Here is a 22,505-nt window from a genome sequence, read left to right on the forward strand (position 1 = left end):
ATGAAGGGAAATAAATGAATACTTTATGTTTTGATATTGGTGGAACTTATGTTAAGTATGGAATTATCGATGACAATGAAAATATAGTTGATTCTGGTAAATTTCCAACTCCTAGAAATGCATGTAGAGATACTATTCCTAATAAGTTAATTGACTATAGTAAGGAAATTCTAAACTCCTACAATATCCAAAAAATAGGCATCAGTACTGCTGGACAGGTTGATGCTAAGCTTGGAAGAATTATTTATGCTAATGATAATCTTCCTAACTATACAGATTGTAATTTAGCAGAAAAAATACATTCTCAAATTGGAGTAAAAACCTACGTTGAAAATGATGCATATTGTGCGGCTTTAGGGGAGATGTGCCAAGGTGCTGCAGTAAATAGTAAAAACTTTATTTGCTTAACACTAGGTACAGGTGTTGGAGGAGCTTTTGTTTTAGATAAAAAGCTATATAAAGGTAGTAGTAATAGTGCTGCTATAGCTGGATATATGCCTATTAATAATTCTTGTTTTGATAAAATAGTATCAACTCAGGGAATGCTTGATCATTATCATACATTAACTGGTAAAGATGTTAATGGTATAGAACTATTTCAAAAAATAAGAAGCTTAGAAAAAGAAGCTGTAATTGTTTATGAAAGTTTTATTAATAATATTGTTTTAGCATTGTTAAACATTGTTTATATGTTTGATCCAGAGCTTGTAGTTGTTGGTGGAGGGATATCTTCACAAGGCCAGATGTTATTTGATGATATAAATACAGCTTTTCAGAAAAAAGCATTACCTGTGCATAATAAGCTAAAAATAGTCAAAGCTAATTTAGAAAATACAGCAGGGCTAATAGGAGCATACTATATAACAAAAAACCGTAACTATTATTATTAGGAAAACTTAAGTTATGAAAAAAAATGTAACTAATATCTTACCTCGAGGAATAATTGTTTCATGTCAGGCATTAGAAGATGAGCCTCTGCATAGTTCGTTTATAATGTCTAAAATGGCATTAGCTGCTAAGCAGGGTGGAGCAGTAGCAATTCGGGCAAATTCTAAAAAAGATATTTTAGCTATAAAGCAAGAGGTCGATTTGCCTATTATAGGTATTTTAAAAAAAGAATATCCTAATTCAGAAGTTTTTATAACACCAACTATAAAAGAAATAATAGATATAGCTAGTTTAGGTGTCGATATTATAGCTATAGATGCAACATCTCGTATAAGACCTAATAATCAAAATTTAAAAGATTTATTTGCTGAAATTAAAACTAAATTTCCACAACTATTGCTTATGGCTGACTGTTCGACTTTTGAAGAAGGAGTGTATGCTCAAGAATTAGGGTTTGATCTAGTTGCAACTACACTAAGTGGCTATACATCTGAAACGAAAGGGCAATCTTTACCTAATATTGAGCTTATTAATAAGTTAGTTAAACATTTAGAAGTTCCTGTAATTGCTGAAGGTGGTATATCAACGCATCAAGAAGCAAAAAATGCTTATGATGCTGGAGCATATGCTTTAGTAATTGGTTCTGCTATAACAAGACCTCAGCTAATAACTAGAGGTTTTGTTAATGAGACTAAAGAATATCTAGATGATTAAATAATTTTTTATTAATTTAGTAATTTCTTAAAAAAGTCAAAATTATATGACTGCTTAAATTTAAGTTTCTTATCTGAAATATTTATATCCTTATCACTACTATTAACTTCGGTTATAATTCCTGATTCAATTTTTATTTTGATCTTATTGTTATCTTTTGTATAAACCTTATTAAAAGGTAATGTTTTACCAAACCTCCATTGCCAATCTTTGAGATTTTCTATTTCATCAGTTATTATTTGTTTGTTTTCTAATGGAGTTTCTTCATTTATTAAACTTAGTTCACTACTATTGAAATTAGTTAAAAAAGTCTTTGTAACATCTTGAACATGGATATCAGGGTTTATTTCGGCTAAATTTATAACTTTAGAGCGATGTGACTTGACGCCTTTTGTATCTAAGGATGTATCAATTGGCTGATGAAGATAATCATAAAGTTTTCTAGTATTAGCATTTATTAGTAGAGTACCATGATGGAAAGCTCTATCTTTTTTTTCTCTAAAAGCGCTACCTGAGACTTTATAAGTAAATCCATGATGATCTACAACTATATCGTTTCTTTGATTAGCATAGACATCAATCCCCAACTTTTTTACAGCACTACAAACTAAATCAAGATTAGCTTTAATATCATGTTCTTTTTTAGGAGAAATAATAGTGTAGTTTAAATTTCCAAAATCATGATAAACAGTACCACCACCACTTTGGCGTCTGACCATTATAATATTATCTTTTTTCATAGCATCAAGATTACATTCAAGCCAAGGATTTTGGGCTCTACCAATAACTACACAAGGAGCATTTTGCCATAAGAATAGTATCTTTTTATCTTGTAGTTTTTCTAAAAAAAGCCAATTTTCAAATGCTAGGTTAAAGTAAATATTGTTACTTTGAGAAATATAGATATTCATTATTTATAAAATATTTTTACTTTAAGATAAGTATAAGGTTTTATTAAGTGTATAAAAGAGTTTTGTGATATAATTTTGCTTTATTGAAAGAAATTTATATATTAAAACTATAATGTCGACTATAGAGCAGACTTTAGAAATTATCAAAAGAGGGGCGGATGAAGTCCTTATCGAAGAAGAGTTAGTAAAAAAGCTACAAAAAAATAAGCCATTAATTATTAAATTTGGTTGTGATCCAACAGCCCCAGATATTCATCTGGGTCATACTGTTGTTATTAATAAGTTAAAACAGCTTCAAGATTTAGGGCATGAAATCCATTTCTTAATTGGTGATTTTACAGCTCAGATTGGAGATCCAACGGGTAAGAATGCTACAAGACCTCCTCTTACAGCTGAGGAAGTTGCTTCAAATGCTGAAACATACACAAAGCAAGTTTTTAAGATTTTGGATAAAGAAAAAACAGTTGTACGTCGCAATGGAGATTGGTTTGATAAAATGTCAGCAAGTGACATGATTAAACTAGCTTCAAAGTCTACAGTAGCTAGAATGCTTGAAAGAGATGATTTCTCAAAAAGATATAAGGGAGGCCAATCAATCTCTATTCATGAGTTTTTGTACCCTCTGGTACAAGGTTATGACTCTGTAGCTATGAATGCTGATATTGAACTAGGTGGTACGGATCAGAAGTTTAATTTACTAATGGGTAGAGAGCTACAAAAACAACAAGGTCAAGAGCCACAAATTATCATTACTATGCCTCTTTTAGAAGGTCTAGATGGTGTTAAGAAAATGTCTAAATCTAGTCAAAATTACATTGGTATAGAAGAGCCTGCTAATGATATTTTTGGTAAAGTTATGTCTATATCTGATGATCTTATGTGGCGCTATTACGAGTTGTTAAGCTTTAAGTCTTTAGAGGTTATAGCAGAACTAAAAGAGAATGTTAAGAATGGAGTAAATCCTCGAGATATAAAGATAGAACTTGCTAAAGAGCTGATAGAAAGATTCCATTCTAAAGAAGGTGCTGAAAAGGCTCATCAAGATTTTATACAAAGATTTCAAAAAAATCAGATACCTGATGATATAAATGTTGTAGAATTAGAACAGGAGTTACCTATTGCTAACTTGCTGAAAGAGGCTGGTTTAGTTTCAAGCACTTCTGAGGCTAATCGTATGATGAAGCAGGGAGCTGTTAAAATAGATGGTGAGAAAGTATCTGATAATAAGGTTATTTATGGCAAAGGTACTGAGAATGTTTTCCAGGTAGGGAAGCGTAAATTTGCAAAAATTATTATAAAATAAGGGGTTGTAGAAGATGGATAAGTTTTTATCGATATTTGTTGGTGTTTTAATTATTGTTACAATTATTACAATATTTATTCACTTATTTCCTATAGCATTAAAAGTTTGTATCATTTCACTAATAATCAGTGCAATAATTTATGTAGTGCTAAAAATGATCGAAAAATTTAGTAATTAATCATTTCTTTTAAAGCCAATTATTTGCCTGCGTTGTTTTTTGGTTGGTTTTTCATGACTTTGTAGGCTTGCTGTTTTTCTTATCAGCGCTTCTTTCTCTCTTTTTTCAATGCTTTCAGCTGTTTCTGTATAGAGCTTTTGAGCCTCTGTTGCAGATTTCCTAATTTCATCAAGAGCTTCGACAACTATCATTTTTTTGATATGTGATTGCTGAATTTGATAGATATCACCAATATTTACAGTTTTACTGACTTTTGTTTTTTGCCCCTGGAAATGTACTTTGCCACCTTCAATAGCTTTTTTTGCTAAAGCTCTAGTTTTAAAAAATCTAGCAGCCCATAGCCATTTATCTAGTCTAACACTCATATTCAAAGCATATTATTTTGTATAATTTGATTATAGCTAATAACATCAAGCATTTTAACTAGTTTTAAAGTCTGATATTCTAAAAGGCAGTTTAATACTTAGAAAAATAATAAAATGGATAAAATTGTTAATTTACATAAAATGAATACATCTTTAGATGATAAAAATAATGCCAGCTATGAGTTAGAAGACATTTGTATGAATGAATATATTGGTAAGAATCTAAGAATAGAATTTTTAAATGAGATTAACTGTGTTTCTTGTGGGGCTAAAACAAAAAAAAGTTATTCTCAAGGACATTGTTTTATGTGTATGAGAAGGCTGCCTGAATGCGATATTTGTATTGTTAAGCCAGAGTTATGTCATTTTGCAGAAGGTACTTGTAGAGACTCTGAATGGGGTGAGAAAAATTGTATGAAAACCCATATAGTCTATTTAGCAAATACTGGTGATACTAAAGTAGGAATTACTAAACTGAAAAATGTACCGTCACGCTGGATAGATCAAGGAGCTAGCCAGGCTATTCCGATTTTTGCAGTTGAAACTAGGTTAATATCTGGATTAGTCGAAGTTGCAATCAAACAGCATATCTCAGATAAGACTAACTGGCGTAAAATGCTTCAAGGCGATCCAGATAATAGCGTGGATTTTGCTAAATTAAGAGATGAATTGATTGAGAAATCTAATGATAAAATAGAAGAAATAAAAGCTAAGCATGGGGAGAATAGTGTTGAAGCTGTAGAGGGAAGTATTCAAGAAATAAACTATCCTGTGCTTGAATACCCTATGAAAATTAAATCTTTTAATTTGGATAAAGATCCTGTTATTGATGCTAAGCTTATGGGTATAAAGGGGCAGTATTTAATATTTGATACTGGAGTAATAAATATACGTAAATTTAGTGGATACAAATGTAATATATCAGGGTAGTGTATGAAGAAGGTAGCTATTATCGGAGCGGGTGCTAGTGGACTAATTAGTGCAAAAACTCTTTTAGATAAGGGCTTTAATGTAACAGTTTTTGAAAAAACTAATAATGTTGCAGGAGTCTGGAATTATCGTGAACAAGAAGGGGCTTTATATAAAAGTCTTAGAACCAATTTACCCAAAGAGATAATGACTTTTGAGAATGCACAAGTTTCTTATAAGTCAGATAAGTCATTTATAAACTATGATAAAGTTAGAGCTTATTTAGAAGATAATGCAAAAGCTTGGCAAATAAATAAACTTGTTTGGTTAAATTGTGAAGCTGTTAATTTAGAGCCAATAGAGAAATTATCAGATCAAACTATATGGGAGCTTACATATTTAAAGAATCAGGAGAGATTTAAAGAAAAATTTGATTTTACTATAGTATGTAATGGTCACTATAATACTCCTAAAATTCCTTTTGATATAGATGGAATCGATAGAGTAAAGGATCATATTACTCATAGTAAAGTCTATAGATCTCCTGATAATCATAGCAAGAGAGTTTTGTGTATTGGCTATTCATCATCTGGTATGGATATATCTCACGAGTTATTAGATAGTAATCGAGAGGTTTATGTTTCCTTAAGAGAATTAGATAGTAAAAAAGAATCGCATAATTTGCAAAATTCTAAAAAAGGAATCAAGTTTATTTCTGGAGTACAAAAATTTGAGAAAACAAAAGATGGTTGTCTAGCAATAACAGCCAATCAAAATAGAGTAGAAATTGATGAGATTATATTTTGTACTGGCTATAAATATGATTTTCCTTTTTTATCTCAGGATATAGTCTCGACAAAGGATAATATCGTTGAGCCATTATATAATCAGCTCCTTCATGAGAAGTATTTAAATCTTGCATTTATAGGCTTGCCTTGGAAAACATTGCCTTTTGTTTTATCTGAGTGTCAGGCAATTTTTTTAGCTAATCTTTGGCAACAAAATAAAGCCGATTTAATTGGAACTCTTGCCAAAATGCAAGATAGTAAGACTCATAGATCCGGTTTTGATAGTAGCTCATTAAAGTACTATCATATGCTTGGTGACGAACAGTGGGAATATAATCTTAATTTACTTGATATTGTAGGTCAGAAGACTTCATTAAGAGAGCAGAGAATAAGGTTAATAGAACAAGTTTATAACAATGTTCACGATTTGAAATTAGAATATCCATTTAGCTTTCGAGAGGCTAATTATGAAGTTAATTTTGTAAAACAAAAATATATAAGACTTTTTGATTTATAAATAAGCAGTAAAGTTTTAAGATTTAATCATTTAATCTATTTAGGGCAAATTGAATATCCCTTTCCGATGAGCCATCGTCTTTTCTATTTTTATATATGCAAAGTATTTTCTTTATAATAATTGCGTGGTATTGTTTTCTAGATATTTCTTTATGATGTAATTTTTTATTGTCTTTGACTATTGATTTAATAGTAAATTTTCTTGTAATTGTATATGGTGAATGAGGGTATAGTTTTGAAACTAACCATAAAAGGCCGCATCCAAATACAGCACTTAGTCCAGTAGTTAGTGATTTAGAAACTTCAAAAGTCATATGATTACTAGGTTGTATAAGAGCTATAGTACCTAAACAGAACCCTATACTAAACGCTTGATATTTTGGATTTGGTAAAATAATTATTCCAATAAAAAGACTTGCTAGTAAAACTAATATTAATAATTCAAAATATCCAGTAACTTGAGAAAGTATAGTTAAAGTAATAAAGCTGACAGGAATTGATATAGTTATACCTATTATGGCATTTTGTATTCGTCTAAGAGAGTCTGGTGCAGGCATAAATAATTGAGATAAAAGACAAGGTATTACTAGCATCATGAGTAAGCTAGAATTACCTTGGATTATTATCCAAAAAATAGATAAAAATATTAATAAAAATATAGTTCGAGATATCTTAATAGAAGTTACTATTAAGTTATTATAGTTTTTTAGAGAATAATATGATTCACTTTTTGATAAAATAGAGTGTTCTGTATTCAGTTGTTTATAACTTTTAACTACAGCATTTAATTTTGAAATTACATCATTAAGTAGTAAATTATCTGAGTTTATGGTAATTTCTTTTTGATTAGTTAGAAGATTATCAATATTATCAGATATCTTATTTAAGATAATCTTAGAAGGATAGTTTAATCGATGTTTTATAGTTTTTTTCCTTAAACAATGAGCTGCTTGAATTAGTTCAACTATTCTATTAAGGAACTTACGATAGTTGTTATTATTGAGGTTTTCGTATTTACTAGCGGTTAAATCATTATCTAAAGTTACAAGACTATTGAGTATATTTTCTACTTGTTTGTTATATTTCTCATTATTATTAATATCAGTAAAAGAAAGAATTTGTTTAATGTATTTAATAGTAATTTCAAGAGAGTTGGTTGTATGTTTTTTAAGTGTGTTTTTAATTTTTACAGGGAATATGTAGTAATTTACTAAGCAAGAGCAAATACTTCCCACCATCATTTCAGTAATTCTAGAATATCCTGTATTGAAAATACTTTGTTCAGTTGTCGTAGATGGATCAGCTATGGAATAAAAAATAACTATAATACATGTGATATTGGCTAAAGTGAAACCATAGATGAAATTAGAATGAGACATGCTAACAGAAAAATACATTGTGATTGTCATAAATATACATAAGGAAAATATTGCCAAAATAGGGTATGGTAAAAAGAATTTAACTATAGTAAAACTAGTTATAACTCCTATAAAAGATACAAGTATTAAGATAATGGCTTTTTCTATAATAAAAGCTGTCTCGGGTCTAATTTGTAAAAAAAGAGCAGCAATCATAGCCCACATAGGCTTATTTAAATCAAGGCCTATTGCTATAGTTAGAGCTAAGGTTATTGCTATACAGCTTTTGAAAGTGTATATGAAATTCTTACTGGTAAATATATTATGTATCATTGAATTTTTACCGTAGCATTTATACCTGATACTAAATTAATATTTTCTGGAATATCTTCTAAAGATATATCTACAGGTATTCTTTTTGAAAGTCTGACCCAATCATAAGTTTGTTGTACTTTAGGTAAAAGTTGGCTATTTACATTAGTATTATCATCGGCAATAGCTTTACCAATACTAATTACATGTCCATGTAAAGGCTCTGTATTACTCATTAGCTGAATTTGGACTTTTTTACCTATCTGAATATTTGGTAACTTTGTTTCTTCAAAGTAACCTGTGATATAGAAAGAATTATTTTTTACTATCGACATTACAGGCTCTGAAGCTGTTGCATAGTTACCTTGTCTTAGACTTATATTGTTGATTGTTCCAGTTATAGGAGCATATATCTTAGTTCTTCTGAGATTGATCTTAGCAGTTTCAAAGTCTGCTTTAGCATTTTTGAAATCAGCTTCTTTAAGTTTTTTCTCCATTAAATAATCATCTAAATCTTCCGGACTAATAGCTCCAGTCTTTCCTAACTTTTCTCTTCTGCTATATTTTTCTTGGGCAAGTTGTGCTTCAATTAAGGCATGTTCCAATAACGCTTCTTTTTCATTGAATTCTGTTTTATATCTTTCATTATCAATAGTAAAAATTAAGTCTCCTTTTTCTACCTTTTGGTTATCAGTTACATATATTTTTGTAACAAAACCTGAGACATCAGGAGCTATAGTAATAATTTTAGCTCTAACTCTTGCATCTCTAGTCCAAGGAGCATAAAAAAAGTATTGCCAGATTATATATAGAGAAAAAATAGCCAGAATAATAATTATGATGCTGATAAAAGATCTTGTTTTTTACTAGGCATATTACTCTCCAAATAGAAGTATACTAATACCTAAATAAAGAATAAATAGTAGTAAGTTCAACCAAGATAACCTTAAAATTGTATAGTTCCGTAAAACCTTAGGAATAACTAGGTTAGTAGCTATTATTAATACACACGCAATGGACACTAAGAGTACAAATGGAGAAAATAGTAAACCATTAATAGAAAGTACAATCATATTAAACTCCTTATTGAAAAGGTATTTTGATTAGTAGGTAAAACGATAATCGAAGTAAGACGTTAAAAACTGTCTGAACATTATGATACTCCGCATCATATTTCGATACAATAGATATTTATAAAAATATAGAATATATTTGAAATTTAAAATTAGATATTTATGGAGTTTGTAATTTTAAATAGATCGTATTAAGCTTCTAAGAGCAAATTTAATATCCTTTTCTGAAGAGTTATTATTTTCTCTATTCTTATAGACGCATAGAATTTTTTTTATAATTTTTGCATTATATTGTTTTTTAGCTATTTCTTTTTGTCTTAGTTTTTTTCTATCTTTAATAATTGATAATATAGCTAACCTACGACTTATTTTATATGGATATTGGGGACATAACTCAAATGCAAGCCATAATACAATACACCCAAATAAAGCACTCAATCCAGAACTTAGTAATCTAGAAACTTCAAAAGTCATGTGGTTACTTGGCTGTATTATACATATCCAACCAAGAATAAAACCTATACTATAGGGTTGAAAATTAGGAATAGTTAATGTTACCAGAGGTATAAATAAGATTATTATAGTAATTAGCATGAATAGCTCAAAGTATCCAACAACCTGAGCTAATAGATTTAGTGTGATAATAATTGAAAAAGGAATAGATATAATCATACCTCTGATTGTTTTCCTTACAAATTCCGAAGTATTTGGCATATGGACAAATATTTGTGAAAAAATCGTAGGTATTATTATCATAAGTAAAAGTGTTTGAGGATCATTTTGAGTATTTAACCAAACTAAAGATAAAAATAAGAATAAACAAATACTCCTTGAAATATTAATTAAACTTACCATACTGTTGCTGTAGTTTTTGAAATGATGAAATGTATTATCTGTGAATGTGTCAAACTCTTGGCTATTTATTTTTTGATAATTATCGATTACCGTATTAAACTTTTTTACTAGTTTATCTATTAAAGCGTTACTAGAGTTATAAATAATTTTCTTTTTATGATCAAACATATCTAATTGATTATATATTTCATATAAATGCTTTTTTATAGATTCCTTAGAATCATTATTTGTTGTTTGTTTTCTTAGGTAGTGTGCAGATTGGATTAATTCTATTATGCTATTTAAAAATCTACAATAAGTACTAGTCTTATTATTTTCAAATCTATTTGCTGTCAAATCATTATCTAAAGCTACGAGGCTATCAAGAATTTTCTCTACTTGTTTATTATATTTTTCATTATTGCGAAAATCTTGAGCTGAAAATATTTCTCTAGTATATTTAATTACTAAATCAAATGAATCTTCTACTTTTTTCTTAATGGAATCTTCTACTTTTATGGGGAAAATATAGTAATTAACAAAACCTGAACTTAGAGCTCCTATCATTATTTCTGAAATTCTAGAAAAGCCAGTATGGAAAATCATTTGTTCGGTAGTGATTGATGGATTAGCTACACTATAAAGAACAACTATTGTGCATGTTACATTAGTTAAAGTTATACCATACGCAAGATTCGAGTGAGAATCGTTTACAGAAAAGAGCATTGTAATAGTTATAAGCATGCATAATGAAAATATTGCTAAAGGTGGGTACGGCAAGAACAAGCTAATTATAGTAAATCCTATTATTATTCCTATTACTGTTGAAAATACCAAAAATATACCTTTTTCAATAATAAAGCCTGCTTCAGGTCTAAGCGCTAAAAAAATAGAAGTAATCACCGCCCATACAGGTTTATCTAGCCCCATACTCATAGATATATAAAGAGCTAAAGTTATAGAAATAAAAGCTTTAAAAGCGTATATCAAATTATTTTTGGTAAAAATTTCATTCATCATAGTATTTTTACATTAGCATTCATACCTGCTACTAAATCTACATCTTTAGGTATTACATCAAGAGATATATCCACGGGTATTCTTTTTGATAGTCTTACCCAATCATAAGTTTCCTGTACTTTAGGTAATAACTCACTATTTAAGCTTGTGTTATTATCAGCTACAGCTCTACCTATACCTGCCACATGTCCATATAGTGGTTTTCCTCCACTCATTAATTCAACTCTAGCTTTTTCTCCTATCTTGATATTAGGGATTTTAGTTTCTACAAAATATCCAGTAACATAAAAAGAGTCCTTTTTAACTATAGCCATTATAGGTTTTCCTGCATTGACAAAATTACCTTGTCTTAAACTTATATTATTTATAGTTCCACTAACAGGAGCATATATTCTAGTTCTTTTTAAGTTTATATCTGCTGTTAAGAAATCTGCTTTTGCTTTTTCTAAAGCAGCTTTTTTAAGCTTAACATTCATTAAGTAGTCATCTAGTTTTTCTCTACTTATAGAGCCAGTTTTACCTAGTTTTTTTCTTCTACCATATTGTTGTTGAGCCAATTTCAGCTCTAGAGTTGCATGATCAACTAGTGCTTCTTTTTCTTTAAAATCAGCGACATATCTTTCATCATCAATAGAGAATATAGGGTCTCCTTTTTTTACTTGTTGTATATCCTTTACATAGACTTTTGTTACAAATCCAGATACATCAGGAGCTATAGTTATAATTTTTGCTCTAATTCTAGCATCTCTAGTCCATGGTGAATAGAAATAGTATTGCCATATTGAATATAAAGATAATAAAGTGATTGCTATAATTGTTGCACTAAGTAGAGATTTAATTTTTTTATTTGGCATTTGAGTTTTAACCTTCTAGTAAAAATATGATTAAGCCTAAATAACATATAAATAGAAATAAATTTATCCAGGATAACTTTAAGTTAGTGTAGTAACATAATATTTTAGATATTGTTAGATTACTTATTGCGGTAAGAATACAGGCAATGATTATAAATATTACAGTGGGAGAGAATGATAAGCCATCTATAGAAGTTATAATCATCATTATATCCTTAATTTAATTAACTAAAGATTCTAACGAGCTCTCTTAAATATTAGCTCGATTTGTTATAGTACGTTGTATTGCTATATAATATAATATAGTTTGTTTTGTAAATTAACTATATAAACCTGATAAAATATTTTGATAAATAAAGAAAGTGTGACTGATTATTAAATAGATTTTGTTAGACTTTTAAGAGCAAAATCGATATCTCTTTCTGATGATATGTCATTTTTTCTATTTTTGTAGATACATAATATTTTTTTTACAATATATGCGTTATATTGGTTTTTTGATATTTCTCTATTTCTTAGTTTTTTTCTATCTTTGATTATTGATTTAACAGCTAATTTTCGAGTAATAGCATATGGACCTTGAGGGCAAACTTTAAAAGCTAACCATAATATAAAACATCCAAAGAAAGCACTTAAACCAGAGCTCAATAAATGAGGAATATTAAAATTCATGTGATTACTTGGCTGTATCATACATATCCAACCAACTATAAATCCTAAACTATATGGTTGGAACCTTGGGATTGTTAGTGTGATTACAGGCAAAAATAGTGTCACTATTAAAACTAGCATAAATAGTTCAAAGTATCCAACTACTTGCGCTAGTAAATTTAGTACTATAAAAATAGAGATAGGAACAGATATAATCATTCCTGTAATCATTTTTTTTATTACTTGATCAGTATTAAGAGTTGGCAAAAGTAGTTGAGAGAAAGCTGAAGGTGCTACTATCATTAATATTAAGCTTGAAGAGCTAGTTTGAGTATTTAGCCATAATAATGATAAAAATAATAATAAAAAAATAGTTCTAAATATATTAATAGATCCCACAATATTATTATTATAGTTTTTAAATTGGAAATATGTTTTATTACTTGATTCTAGTATTTTGGTGCTATTTATCTGATTATAGCTTTCAATCATGGAGTTAAATTTATTAACTAAATTTCTTACTAGTATATTATTAGAAGTTAAACTGATTTTAGTATTATTAGAACAACAGGATTCTAATTCAGTAGATATCTTTTCTAGTTTTGTTTTTATTAAGTTATTAGATTTGTTTTTTACAATATGTTTTCTAATAAGATGAGCTGTCTGGATTAGCTTTATAACTTTGTCGGAGAAGTTATAATAGTTATTACTATTAATATTCTCATATTTATTCGCTGTTAAGTCATTATCTAATAGTATTAAGCTATTAATTATATTTTCGACTTGCTTGTTATATTTAGGATCATCATCTAAGTGATCTATCGAAAATATTAGTTTAGCATAGTCAATAGTCAGATTAAATGAGCGTTCAACATGGTTTTTGAGAGTATCTTTTACTTTCACAGGGAATATATAGTAGTTTACAAAAAATGCACTTAGGCAACCAATTATTATTTCTGATATTCTAGAGAATCCTGTATGAAAGATTGATTGCTCTGTCGTTGCTAAGGGATTAGCTATAGCATATAAAACCATTATTGTGCATGTAAGGTTAGCTAAAGTTAATCCATAGACAAAATTAGGGTGTGACATATTAGCAGAAAAATACATAGTGATAGCAATAAAAATAAATAAGGAGGTTATTGCTAATACAGGATAAGGCAAAAAAAAGCTAATAATTATAAAAGCTACGACTATTCCAGTGCTATTGACTAATATTGCAAGAATACCTTTTTCAATAATAAAGCCTGCCTCAGGTCTTAAAGCTAAAAAAAGTGCGACAATCATCGCCCACATAGGCTTATCTAGACCAAGGCTCATTACTATAAAAAAAGCTAAAGTTAAAGAAAGAAAAGCTTTAAATGTATATATGAGATTTTTTTTTGTGAAAATTTCTTCTATCATAGTATTTTAACTGAAGCATTCATCCCTGCTACAAGATTTGTATTTTTTGGTATTTCTGTAAGAGATATATCAACAGGTATTCTTTTTGATAACCTTACCCAATCATATGTTTCTTGTACTTTAGGTAAGAGTTGGCTATTTAGACTAGTATTATCATCTGCTATAGCTTTACCAATTCCTGTTACATATCCATATAAAGCTTTTCCGCCACTCATTAGTTGAATCTTTGCTTTTTCACCTATTTTTATATTAGGAATCTTAGTTTCTTCAAAATACCCTGTAGTATAAAAAGAATTTTTTTCTATTATAGACATAACTGGTTTTCCAGCATTTACATAGTTGCCTTGTCTTAAATCAATATTATTTATGGTTCCATTAACAGGTGCATAAATTCTAGTTCTTTTTAGGTTTATATCTGCTGTTAGAAAATCAGCTTTTGCTTTTTCAAGTGCTGCTTTTTTAAGTTTAACAGTCATTAAGTAATCATCTAACTCTTCTCTACTTATGGAGCCAGTTCTACCTAATTTTTTTCTTCTATCATATTGCTGTTTAGCAAGATCTAAAGCTAATTGAGCATGATCTACAATAGCTTGTTTTTCTTTAAAATCTGCGACATATCTTTCATCATCTATAGAGAATATAGGATCTCCTTTTTTAATTTGCTGGATATCTTTTACATAAACTTTTGTAACAAATCCAGATACATCAGGAGCTACAGTTATAATCTTTGCTCTAATCCTAGCATCTCTAGTCCATGGTGAGTAAAAATAATATTGCCATATTGAATAGAGTGAAAGTATGGTAAGTACTATAACTATTGCACTAAATAGAGATTTAATTTTTTTATTTGGCATTCGAGTTTTAACCTTCTAGTAAAAATATGATCAAACCTAAATAGCATATAAATAGTAACAGATTTATCCAGGATAATTTTAGATTAGTATAGTAGCATAATGTTTTAGATATCGTTAAATTAGTTATAGCTATTAATATACAAGCAAGTCCTATGTATAAAACAATTGGAGAGAATAATAAGCCATTGATAGAAATTACAATCATTTTGACTCCTTATGTGTAGTTATTACTTTTAAATTCAATATAATGATACACTGTATTGCTTCGCGGTGCAATATAGTTTTGGATATTTTGCATTAAAAGATATAAAATTATTCACAATTAGTGTTATTAAGATTTAGTTATGAATGAAAACAAAAAAATTCAAGTTATAAGTAGGGCTATTAAAGTTTTACAAAGTATAAGTAATACACCAGGGGGTATGAGTCTAGGAGAAATTGCAAAAGAAGTTGATTTACCAAGATCGACAGTACAAAGAATAGTTGCTGCGCTTGAGATCGAAGGTTTTACGAGAAGTGAAGGTGCGGGGCAAATTTTGCTTGGAGCTGGAATCTTTAAGTTAGCTTCCTCATCTTATGCAGATATTGTTTCATTAACACAGAACTCATTACGCAAACTTAGTGAGAAAACTCGAGAAACAGTGGTTTTAACGCAATCAAATAATACTGATTTAATTGTGATGCATAGGATTATAGCAAATAATGAACTACAAGTTATTCCCAGGATTGGTGTTCTTGATAAACCTATTTATGCAACAGCTCCAGGTAGGGCTCTTTTATCTTTATACACGGATGATGAGGTTATTGAGCTTTTAGGTGAAGAAGTATTAGGCGATAAGGAACTACTTAATAAACTAGCGAAAATAAGAGTTAATGATGTTGAGTATGATCACAGTAAAACTATGGAAGGTATCGTGAGTATAGCTACTGCATTGGATACTTTTTTAGGAAGTTTTGGTATATCTATTCTCGTACCTCAACATAGATTTGATGATAATAAAAACTTTTATATCAAAGAATTATTAAAGGTAAAGGGCAAAATTCTATCAGATGTAGGTATAAAATAAGCAATCTAGTATATTGCTTATTCAATTTTTAAAGATTATTTTTTAATACTAATAATTGCTAATGAAAACAAAAAAATATTGCTGTAACATACTTGATAATAGTTATCATTTTCATATAATTTCCGGATGTTTATTAGAATCTCATTTATATGAAAAAAATAGTTATTCCTTTATGTATAATTATAATACTTGCTATAATAGTTATTGTCCTTGGATCACTAAATACTACGACTAAAAAGTCAGATTCCTCTACTGTTGGCAGTACATCTAAATCACTATATGACCGTCAAGTTGAAAAAATCTGTTCCATGCTAGAGCAGGCAGGGGTGCTTTATCAAAATAATAATAGTGCTAAAGCTGTGAAAGTTTCTGACAGTGCGTATTGGGATGTTTATGACAATATCATGGAAATTAAATATAGATCATATACATCTCCAGCAGATATTTTTAGTATAGAAAATTCATTCCATGGTTACTCTGATATGCTCAAGCAGCCGGTCTCTAAGAATCAACTTGCAAAGATAAATAAAGCTCGTTTAGATATTTGCAAAGAGTTAAACAAAGAAGCAAAGATTCTTAATAAACAATCTTAAGGAATTATTATGAGTGATTTTTTAGCAGCATTATCATCTTCATTTTGGATTATACCTAGAGAAGGCTCTGAAGCCCTTATAATTATTACAATGATTTGTTCTGCTCTTAGAGAGGTTGATAGAACAAAAGAGATATCATGCGTATACAAAAACTGTATAGCAGCTTTGGTTATAGGCATAGTTCTAGCGATTGTTTGTGTATTTTTTCATAATGCAGTATTAGGTAGAGCTCGTGAAATGAGTGAAGCTATTGCAAGCTTAATAGCATTAGCAATGCTTTTATATGTTAATTTTACTGCATTTCAAGGTTTGAAATCTTTAGCAACTTTAAGCTTATTTAGTATAGGATTTCTTAGCTTTATTAGCGTTTTCCGTGAAATTATAGAAACTATTTTATTCTATTTTGCTCTTTTTTCTGGCTCTTCAATGCAACAGTTGGGAACTCTTGCAGGGTTAATTTTGGGAATAGTGTTGTTGTCTTTGATCATATATGTATATTTTGTAGCTACAGCACAGTGGAAAATACTAAATCGTTTTATGTTTAATGTAACTCCATTTTTTATATTTCTACTAGCTTTAATGTGTATTGGTAATGCTATAAATGCTTTCCAAGAAGCAGGGGTGCTAGGTTTTCATAGTGTTGGATGGATGTTTAATAGTGATTATTTTCATATCCAATCAAGTCAGGAGTATTTGATTGCTATTGTTACATTCTTGATGTCTACAGGGTTATTATTTTTAAAGCAATTTTATAGAGCTTTAGTTTTATTAAAGAAATATGTGAAGCAATAGCTTAAATAGATAGTATGGAAGTTCGAATTAAAGAGTCAGATATTACAATATTAGATAGTTCTAGTAATAAAAGGATACTTATATTTGATAAGTTTTTTGAGAAATCTCATCGTTATTTCTTTTGTGTACAGCTTTTCATGTTACTTGCTTTTTTATTTTTGGTAATTGCGCCGGTATGTTCTAAGAATCCTAACTCTACAGATACTATATTTACGAATGTGATTTTGCTAAGTCAATTTCTCTTTTGGGGTGTTTGGTATGGAGCATGTTTAATATCTGTTATACCTTTTGGCAGATTATGGTGTGGAATGTTATGTCCTTTAGGAGCTTTTACACAGTGGGCTGGTAGATTTGGACTTAAAAGAAAAATACCAAACTGGATGAAAAGTGAGTTTTGGCTTGTGCTTATGTTTACTGTTATTACAGTAATGGGGCAAACTTTGGATGTAAGAGATGATCCTTGGGGCATGATTAAGCTGTTTGGACTTGTGTTTTTATTAGCTATTATCATTGGACTGGTATATAGCCAGAATAGTGGTAGACCATGGTGTCGCTATTTTTGTCCTATAGGGAAAATACTTGGTGTAATATCACGATTGAGTTTTGTTCAAATATCACCAAATAGAGGCGTTAAAGCCTTACCAAAAAATAAAGATTATTTTATACAAGGGCGTTTATGTCCAACAGATTATAATTTACCTTATAAAATTTCAACAAATAACTGTATTACATGTGGAAAATGTGTCACAACTCAAAAAAAAGCGGGATTAGGAAATTACATTAGATCTCCAGGTATTGAGCTAACAAATGTTTTAGATCGAGATCCAAATTGGAGTGAAGTTGCATTTATTTTGTTAGCTCCAGGTTTAGCTGCTGGAGGATTTTTGTGGTTAATTTTACATCAATATCAATTGTTTAGAGATGATGTCGCAACGTATCTAATAAATCATAATATAATGTGGCCTTTTAATACAGCACCTTGGCTATTATCTTCTCAAACATGGAATCAAAATTTTAACTGGTTAGATATATTTACTATTAGTATATATATGTTGCTTTATGGTTTTATTACAGCATTAATATCTAGTGTATTAATAGCTATAGCTTCACTTATAGCTAAATCATCTTCTGAAAGAAGCTTCAAGAAAGTTTTCTATCTATTTACTTATCAATTTACACCTTTAGCAATGTTAACCATTGTTATTGGTTTGTGTGGTAAGTTTTTTGAAGTTATGCAAGCTGATTTTGGTATGTTGCAATCAACATCAGACTTAATCAAGTTAACTTTATTTATGCTAAGCATTATATGGAGTATTTTACTTTTGTATAAAGCTATGAAAAAAGTACTAAATCTGAACTTGATTAAAATTATTTTTATTGCTGGATTACTGATTATAAATCTAGCGCTCATATCATTTATTTGGTGGCCAGCAATATTTAATAAAGCATATATCTCAGATGTAGAAAAAATAAGGCAACATATCGTTGTTCCAGAATAAATAAAATAAGGAGAATAAAATGAATAAAAAATTGTTATTATCTGTAGCTGCTATTGCAGCATTAGGAGGAACTGCATATGCAGATCATCCAATTGCTCTACCAAAGATTTATCAAAATAAAGTTGAAACAGCTTTAATATGGGTTGAGCCTGTAACTATGGCTCCAACTCCAACAATGAAGAAAAATTTTAAACCAACAATTCATAATGAAATTGATCAGCATGCTATCAAGGGTGATAAGATGGGCTTTGGAGCTGGTGGATGGATTCCTGATTGTGAAGTAGCATGTACAATTAGTAAAGAACATTCTGATTGGAGAATAGTTTTCTCTATGATGAGTATGGTTGCTAATGATGGCCCTCATTATGGTAGGAATGTGCAGTTAGATGGTCCAGGTAAATATGATGAAACTTGTGAGATTGATCCACCAGATTGGAGAGGATTCTATCGTCATACTGACAAACAAACAGGGACAGGACCATTCTTTAGACCATATACTATACATGGTTCTTTTGTATTTACAGGTACTGGTAAAGCTGGCGGATATTAATAAGCTTTTCACAATTCATACTTACTTATCTTAATAACATCTTATCTTCTTTATACTATTTTCTGATAACTTTGGGTTAACACTATAGTAAAAAACATTCACTTTAAGTTGTCGGTGTAATCATTTAATATAGAACTCACGAAATTTATATCTCTCAAAGTTTTAAAAGAGGTATTAAAAATATAATATTTAGGAGTAAATTATGGATTTATTTGATTTAAAAGGTAAAACTGCTTTAATTATGGGAGGAAGTTCTGGAATAGGCCGCATTATAGCAGAAGCTTTTTGTGAATATGGAGCTAATATCGCTATAGCTTCGAATGATCCTGTTGCTTTAGAACAAACTCAAAAAGATTTTAAAGCTAAATTTGGAATTGATATATTAGCAGTGTATTTTGATGCATCATCCTGTGAAAGTATTAATAGTTTGAAATCAAAAATAGAAAAGTATTTTAAAGGATCTTTAAATATTTTTGTTCATTCTGTTGGAGTTGTAAAACGTACTTATATGGATGATTTATCTCTTAGTGCATTGAGTGAAATTATGAACATAGATACAAATTCAGCATTTATAGCCACAAAACTTTTTCATCCATTACTTAAAAAATCAGATTTTGGTCGAATAATATTTATTTCAAGCTATTTTGCATCTCATTTTTCAGAAGGAAGAGCTGCGTACTCTATGAGTAAAGCAGCTATGAATGCCCTTATGAAAACTATAGCAATAGAAGTAAGTGGTGAAAATATTACAGCCAATAGTATATCTCCGGGAGGTTTTTTAACAGATATAAATAAAGATATCTTAACTAATCCTGAAATATTATCAAAAATCGAAAGCTCAATACCTATGAAACGAATAGGTAAATTAGAAGAAATTAAGACTACAGCTTTGTATCTAGCGTCACAGTATAGTAGTTATACAACAGGTCAAGATATTTTATTAGATGGGGGGATGGGATTAAGCTAGTTCTCTTTTAAAAATCATATGATTTTCAGTATTTATTTTACTTGATCAAATTTGAATTGTATTGATAACACTATATATGTAAGTATAGCTTACATTTTATGTAAATTTATTTATTGCTAAAATATTTGAAACAAAAAAAATAAAAGCATACTCTTGAAGTTAGATGTTATTTGTTTTAATAAAAAATACAGAAAGTCTAAATTTGTATGAGATATTTTCTATACTGTTTAACTTTGTAGTTATTAAATGTTTTTTAAATTGCTGTAAGTTATAGTTACATTGCAATAAGAGGTAAATAACATTCAATTATAAAAAATAAGATAAACCAATATAAGGAGATTATCATGAGTGAATATGATGAATATCATAAAAATCCGGCGGATTATGCTTTTTTGAATGTTTTTACAAGCAATTGGGAAACTCTTAAAAAAGAATATAATGAGTTTATTGCTGATAATAATTTTAACTTTGAAAGGGCTCAGCTTTTCATGACTCCTAGAAGTAATACTTTAAAAGCTAAAAAAGGATCTATATACAGTGCCTTTACATTATATTGTCAAGGTTTACCTATGGATGAATTTATCAAAGAGTTTAAATTACAGTGGCCAGATATTAGTAATGATGAAATTGAAGAAACCTTAGAGTATTTAGAAAAAAACCATTTCCATAAAACTCGTAAAATTATCAAACAAGCAGAAGAGGCTTCTGATGGATGTTTAAGAAATGTACTTTTTTCTGTGCTAAAACCAGGAACTGATATTAAGCTGCATGTTAATTGGAATCCTCATATGTACCGTGGTTATTTAGGTCTTCAAGTTCCAGAAGGTGATATTGCAATGAAAATTTGTGGAGAACATCTAAAGTGGCATAATGGTGAGATGCTTGTTCTTGATCATTCTCTACCTCATTGTCCACACAATCGTACGGAAGAGCCAAGAATTGCGTTAGTAATAGATTTCTTAAAGCCTGATATGGATAGACAGGAAATGTTAGATCTTGAGAAAAAACTAATGAATGAGCGTATGCAAGATAACCCTTTAGGCTTAGGAATATTTACTACAGAAGATAAAGTTAGTGATGATGTCTTTATAAAATATGGGCTAGAGCATCAGTTAACTTGGGATTCTGGAATGGTGTAAATTTCTTCCTAAAACTTCTATATATAATTCTTCAACTTTATATTTATTATTTTAACAATAAAACATAAGGAGGACTTATGTTAAGGATATCTATTGTCCAAAAAGCTCCGATGCTTAATGATGAACAGCATAATTTTAACAACATACTTGAAAGTTATATTATTAATGCTGCAAATCAAGGAGCTCAAATGGTAGTTTTTCCAGAGTATAGTAATGTAACTATTAATGAGCAAGGGTTATCTTCTGTAAAAAATAGAGAAGATAGTATCAAAATATTTAGTATTCTTGCAAAAAAATACAATTTATGGATTTGTGCAGGTATTATTTATAGAAATATAAGTAAAAATAAGTTATCAAATTCTCTTTTTGCTTTTGATAATAATGGGGATATTCAGGGAGAGTACATTAAAACTCACTTGATAGAGACTACAGATGAACCGGATTGTTTTGTTAAAGGAGATACTCCTGTTATATTAGATACACCATGGGGTAAAGTAGGTTTAGCAATATGTTATGATATACAGTTTCCGCAATTATTTAGAAACTATGCTAAAGCGGGTGTAGATGCGATTATAGTTCCTTCAACTATACGTAAGTTTAGATCTCAGATGTGGAATTTGTTAGTCAAAGCAAGAGCATATGAAAACCATATATTTATGGTTGCTTGTAACTATATGGGAGAAAATTTAAATCAAGGCTGCTTACTATCTAAACGATTTTCTGAACTTGGTGGGATGTCATGCATAATAAACCCTGAAGGTAGAGAGGTAATATTAGCGGGTGATACAGAAACTATAATTACTGCTAATATCGATTTAAAAGTATCTGAAAGAATAAAGAAATCATATCCATCTTTAACTTCTGATAATTATTCATAATTGGTAATTAATTTAGTATTATGTCGATTATGATCAATTTTGATTTGTAATGTATTAAAGATATTTAATGTAGATCTTTCTGTTAGAT

General features: G+C 29.3%; 23 protein-coding genes. 14 read left to right on the top strand and 9 right to left on the bottom strand.

The genetic code is table 11. The features are described from left to right. The first annotated feature begins 14 nt into the window (after positions 1 to 14). Both F3D62_RS00320 and F3D62_RS00325 read left to right on the top strand, forming a co-directional pair. Positions 15 to 890 (top strand): ROK family protein, encoded by an 876-nt coding sequence (locus F3D62_RS00320; protein WP_150466261.1) that lies wholly within the window; start codon positions 15 to 17, stop codon positions 888 to 890. Positions 891 to 903: 13 nt separating this feature from the next. Then, positions 904 to 1,602, top strand: coding sequence for an N-acetylmannosamine-6-phosphate 2-epimerase (locus F3D62_RS00325; protein WP_150466262.1), 699 nt, complete (start codon positions 904 to 906; stop codon positions 1,600 to 1,602). Between the two features lie 11 nt (positions 1,603 to 1,613). Here F3D62_RS00325 and F3D62_RS00330 read toward each other — a convergent pair whose 3' ends face one another. Beyond that, the gene (locus F3D62_RS00330; RefSeq protein WP_150466263.1) at positions 1,614 to 2,513 is read right to left on the bottom strand and encodes a lipoate--protein ligase; all 900 of its coding nucleotides are present in this window, start codon (positions 2,511 to 2,513) and stop codon (positions 1,614 to 1,616) included. A gap of 112 nt (positions 2,514 to 2,625) precedes the next feature. Here F3D62_RS00330 and tyrS point away from each other — a divergent pair, with 112 nt between their 5' ends. Both tyrS and F3D62_RS12660 read left to right on the top strand, forming a co-directional pair. Continuing rightward, entirely contained in the window at positions 2,626 to 3,816 is a 1,191-nt protein-coding gene (gene tyrS / locus F3D62_RS00335; protein WP_150466264.1) for a tyrosine--tRNA ligase, read from the top strand. A 13-nt stretch (positions 3,817 to 3,829) separates the two neighbouring features. Next, the gene (locus F3D62_RS12660; protein WP_191092495.1) at positions 3,830 to 3,994 is read left to right on the top strand and encodes a hypothetical protein; all 165 of its coding nucleotides are present in this window, start codon (positions 3,830 to 3,832) and stop codon (positions 3,992 to 3,994) included. Here F3D62_RS12660 and F3D62_RS00340 read toward each other — a convergent pair. Next, positions 3,991 to 4,359, bottom strand: a complete 369-nt coding sequence (locus F3D62_RS00340) for an RNA-binding S4 domain-containing protein (protein WP_150466265.1) — start codon at positions 4,357 to 4,359, stop codon at positions 3,991 to 3,993. The two genes, F3D62_RS12660 and F3D62_RS00340, sit on opposite strands and share 4 nt — an antisense overlap. 114 nt (positions 4,360 to 4,473) lie before the next feature. On the opposite strand from F3D62_RS00340, the gene F3D62_RS00345 reads away from it, so the two are divergent. Together F3D62_RS00345 and F3D62_RS00350 are read left to right on the top strand one after the other, a co-directional pair. Further along, a complete protein-coding gene (locus F3D62_RS00345; protein WP_150466266.1) occupies positions 4,474 to 5,289 on the top strand; it encodes a DUF2797 domain-containing protein in 816 nt (271 codons plus the stop codon). Between the two features lie 3 nt (positions 5,290 to 5,292). After that, entirely contained in the window at positions 5,293 to 6,573 is a 1,281-nt protein-coding gene (locus tag F3D62_RS00350) for an NAD(P)-binding domain-containing protein (protein WP_150466267.1), read from the top strand. A 22-nt stretch (positions 6,574 to 6,595) separates the two neighbouring features. Here the strand turns inward: F3D62_RS00350 and F3D62_RS00355 are convergent, their stop codons facing one another. The 7 genes from F3D62_RS00355 to F3D62_RS00395 form a co-directional block, all read right to left on the bottom strand. Continuing rightward, positions 6,596 to 8,263 (bottom strand): FUSC family protein, encoded by a 1,668-nt coding sequence (locus F3D62_RS00355; protein ID WP_150466268.1) that lies wholly within the window; start codon positions 8,261 to 8,263, stop codon positions 6,596 to 6,598. Further along, positions 8,260 to 9,090, bottom strand: a complete 831-nt coding sequence (locus F3D62_RS00360; RefSeq protein ID WP_150466269.1) for an HlyD family secretion protein — start codon at positions 9,088 to 9,090, stop codon at positions 8,260 to 8,262. Before F3D62_RS00360 ends, F3D62_RS00355 begins: the two co-directional genes overlap by 4 nt. 402 nt (positions 9,091 to 9,492) lie before the next feature. Next, the gene (locus F3D62_RS00370; protein ID WP_150466271.1) at positions 9,493 to 11,169 is read right to left on the bottom strand and encodes an FUSC family protein; all 1,677 of its coding nucleotides are present in this window, start codon (positions 11,167 to 11,169) and stop codon (positions 9,493 to 9,495) included. Then, on the bottom strand, positions 11,166 to 12,023 hold the full coding sequence (locus tag F3D62_RS00375; protein WP_150466272.1) for an HlyD family secretion protein: 858 nt from the start codon (positions 12,021 to 12,023) through the stop codon (positions 11,166 to 11,168). The genes F3D62_RS00370 and F3D62_RS00375 overlap by 4 nt, the downstream gene beginning before the upstream one ends. A gap of 375 nt (positions 12,024 to 12,398) precedes the next feature. Then, a complete protein-coding gene (locus F3D62_RS00385; protein ID WP_150466274.1) occupies positions 12,399 to 14,078 on the bottom strand; it encodes an FUSC family protein in 1,680 nt (559 codons plus the stop codon). Further along, complete coding sequence (locus tag F3D62_RS00390) at positions 14,075 to 14,932, bottom strand: HlyD family secretion protein (protein ID WP_150466275.1); 858 nt, start codon at positions 14,930 to 14,932, stop codon at positions 14,075 to 14,077. Before F3D62_RS00390 ends, F3D62_RS00385 begins: the two co-directional genes overlap by 4 nt. A gap of 7 nt (positions 14,933 to 14,939) precedes the next feature. Then, the gene (locus tag F3D62_RS00395; RefSeq protein ID WP_150466276.1) at positions 14,940 to 15,137 is read right to left on the bottom strand and encodes a hypothetical protein; all 198 of its coding nucleotides are present in this window, start codon (positions 15,135 to 15,137) and stop codon (positions 14,940 to 14,942) included. A 139-nt stretch (positions 15,138 to 15,276) separates the two neighbouring features. On the opposite strand from F3D62_RS00395, the gene F3D62_RS00400 reads away from it, so the two are divergent. The 8 genes from F3D62_RS00400 (at position 15,277) to F3D62_RS00435 (ending at position 22,417) form a co-directional block, all read left to right on the top strand. Continuing rightward, complete coding sequence (locus F3D62_RS00400) at positions 15,277 to 15,999, top strand: IclR family transcriptional regulator (protein WP_150466277.1); 723 nt, start codon at positions 15,277 to 15,279, stop codon at positions 15,997 to 15,999. A gap of 149 nt (positions 16,000 to 16,148) precedes the next feature. Then, a complete protein-coding gene (locus tag F3D62_RS00405; RefSeq protein ID WP_150466278.1) occupies positions 16,149 to 16,592 on the top strand; it encodes a hypothetical protein in 444 nt (147 codons plus the stop codon). 9 nt (positions 16,593 to 16,601) lie between these two features. Beyond that, positions 16,602 to 17,384 carry an FTR1 family protein gene (locus tag F3D62_RS00410; RefSeq protein ID WP_150466279.1) on the top strand — a complete coding sequence of 261 codons (783 nt, stop codon included), beginning with the start codon at positions 16,602 to 16,604 and terminating at the stop codon, positions 17,382 to 17,384. 14 nt (positions 17,385 to 17,398) lie between these two features. After that, a complete protein-coding gene (locus tag F3D62_RS00415; RefSeq protein ID WP_150466280.1) occupies positions 17,399 to 18,883 on the top strand; it encodes a 4Fe-4S binding protein in 1,485 nt (494 codons plus the stop codon). Between the two features lie 19 nt (positions 18,884 to 18,902). After that, entirely contained in the window at positions 18,903 to 19,433 is a 531-nt protein-coding gene (locus tag F3D62_RS00420; RefSeq protein WP_150466281.1) for an iron transporter, read from the top strand. A gap of 202 nt (positions 19,434 to 19,635) precedes the next feature. Next, entirely contained in the window at positions 19,636 to 20,400 is a 765-nt protein-coding gene (locus tag F3D62_RS00425; protein WP_150466282.1) for an SDR family NAD(P)-dependent oxidoreductase, read from the top strand. 344 nt (positions 20,401 to 20,744) lie between these two features. Further along, the gene (locus F3D62_RS00430) at positions 20,745 to 21,539 is read left to right on the top strand and encodes an aspartyl/asparaginyl beta-hydroxylase domain-containing protein (protein ID WP_150466283.1); all 795 of its coding nucleotides are present in this window, start codon (positions 20,745 to 20,747) and stop codon (positions 21,537 to 21,539) included. Between the two features lie 77 nt (positions 21,540 to 21,616). Then, positions 21,617 to 22,417, top strand: coding sequence for a carbon-nitrogen hydrolase family protein (locus F3D62_RS00435; protein WP_150466284.1), 801 nt, complete (start codon positions 21,617 to 21,619; stop codon positions 22,415 to 22,417). Positions 22,418 to 22,505: the final 88 nt, after the last annotated feature.

Source organism: Francisella sp. SYW-9, from assembly GCF_008711465.1.
Lineage (GTDB): Bacteria > Pseudomonadota > Gammaproteobacteria > Francisellales > Francisellaceae > Francisella.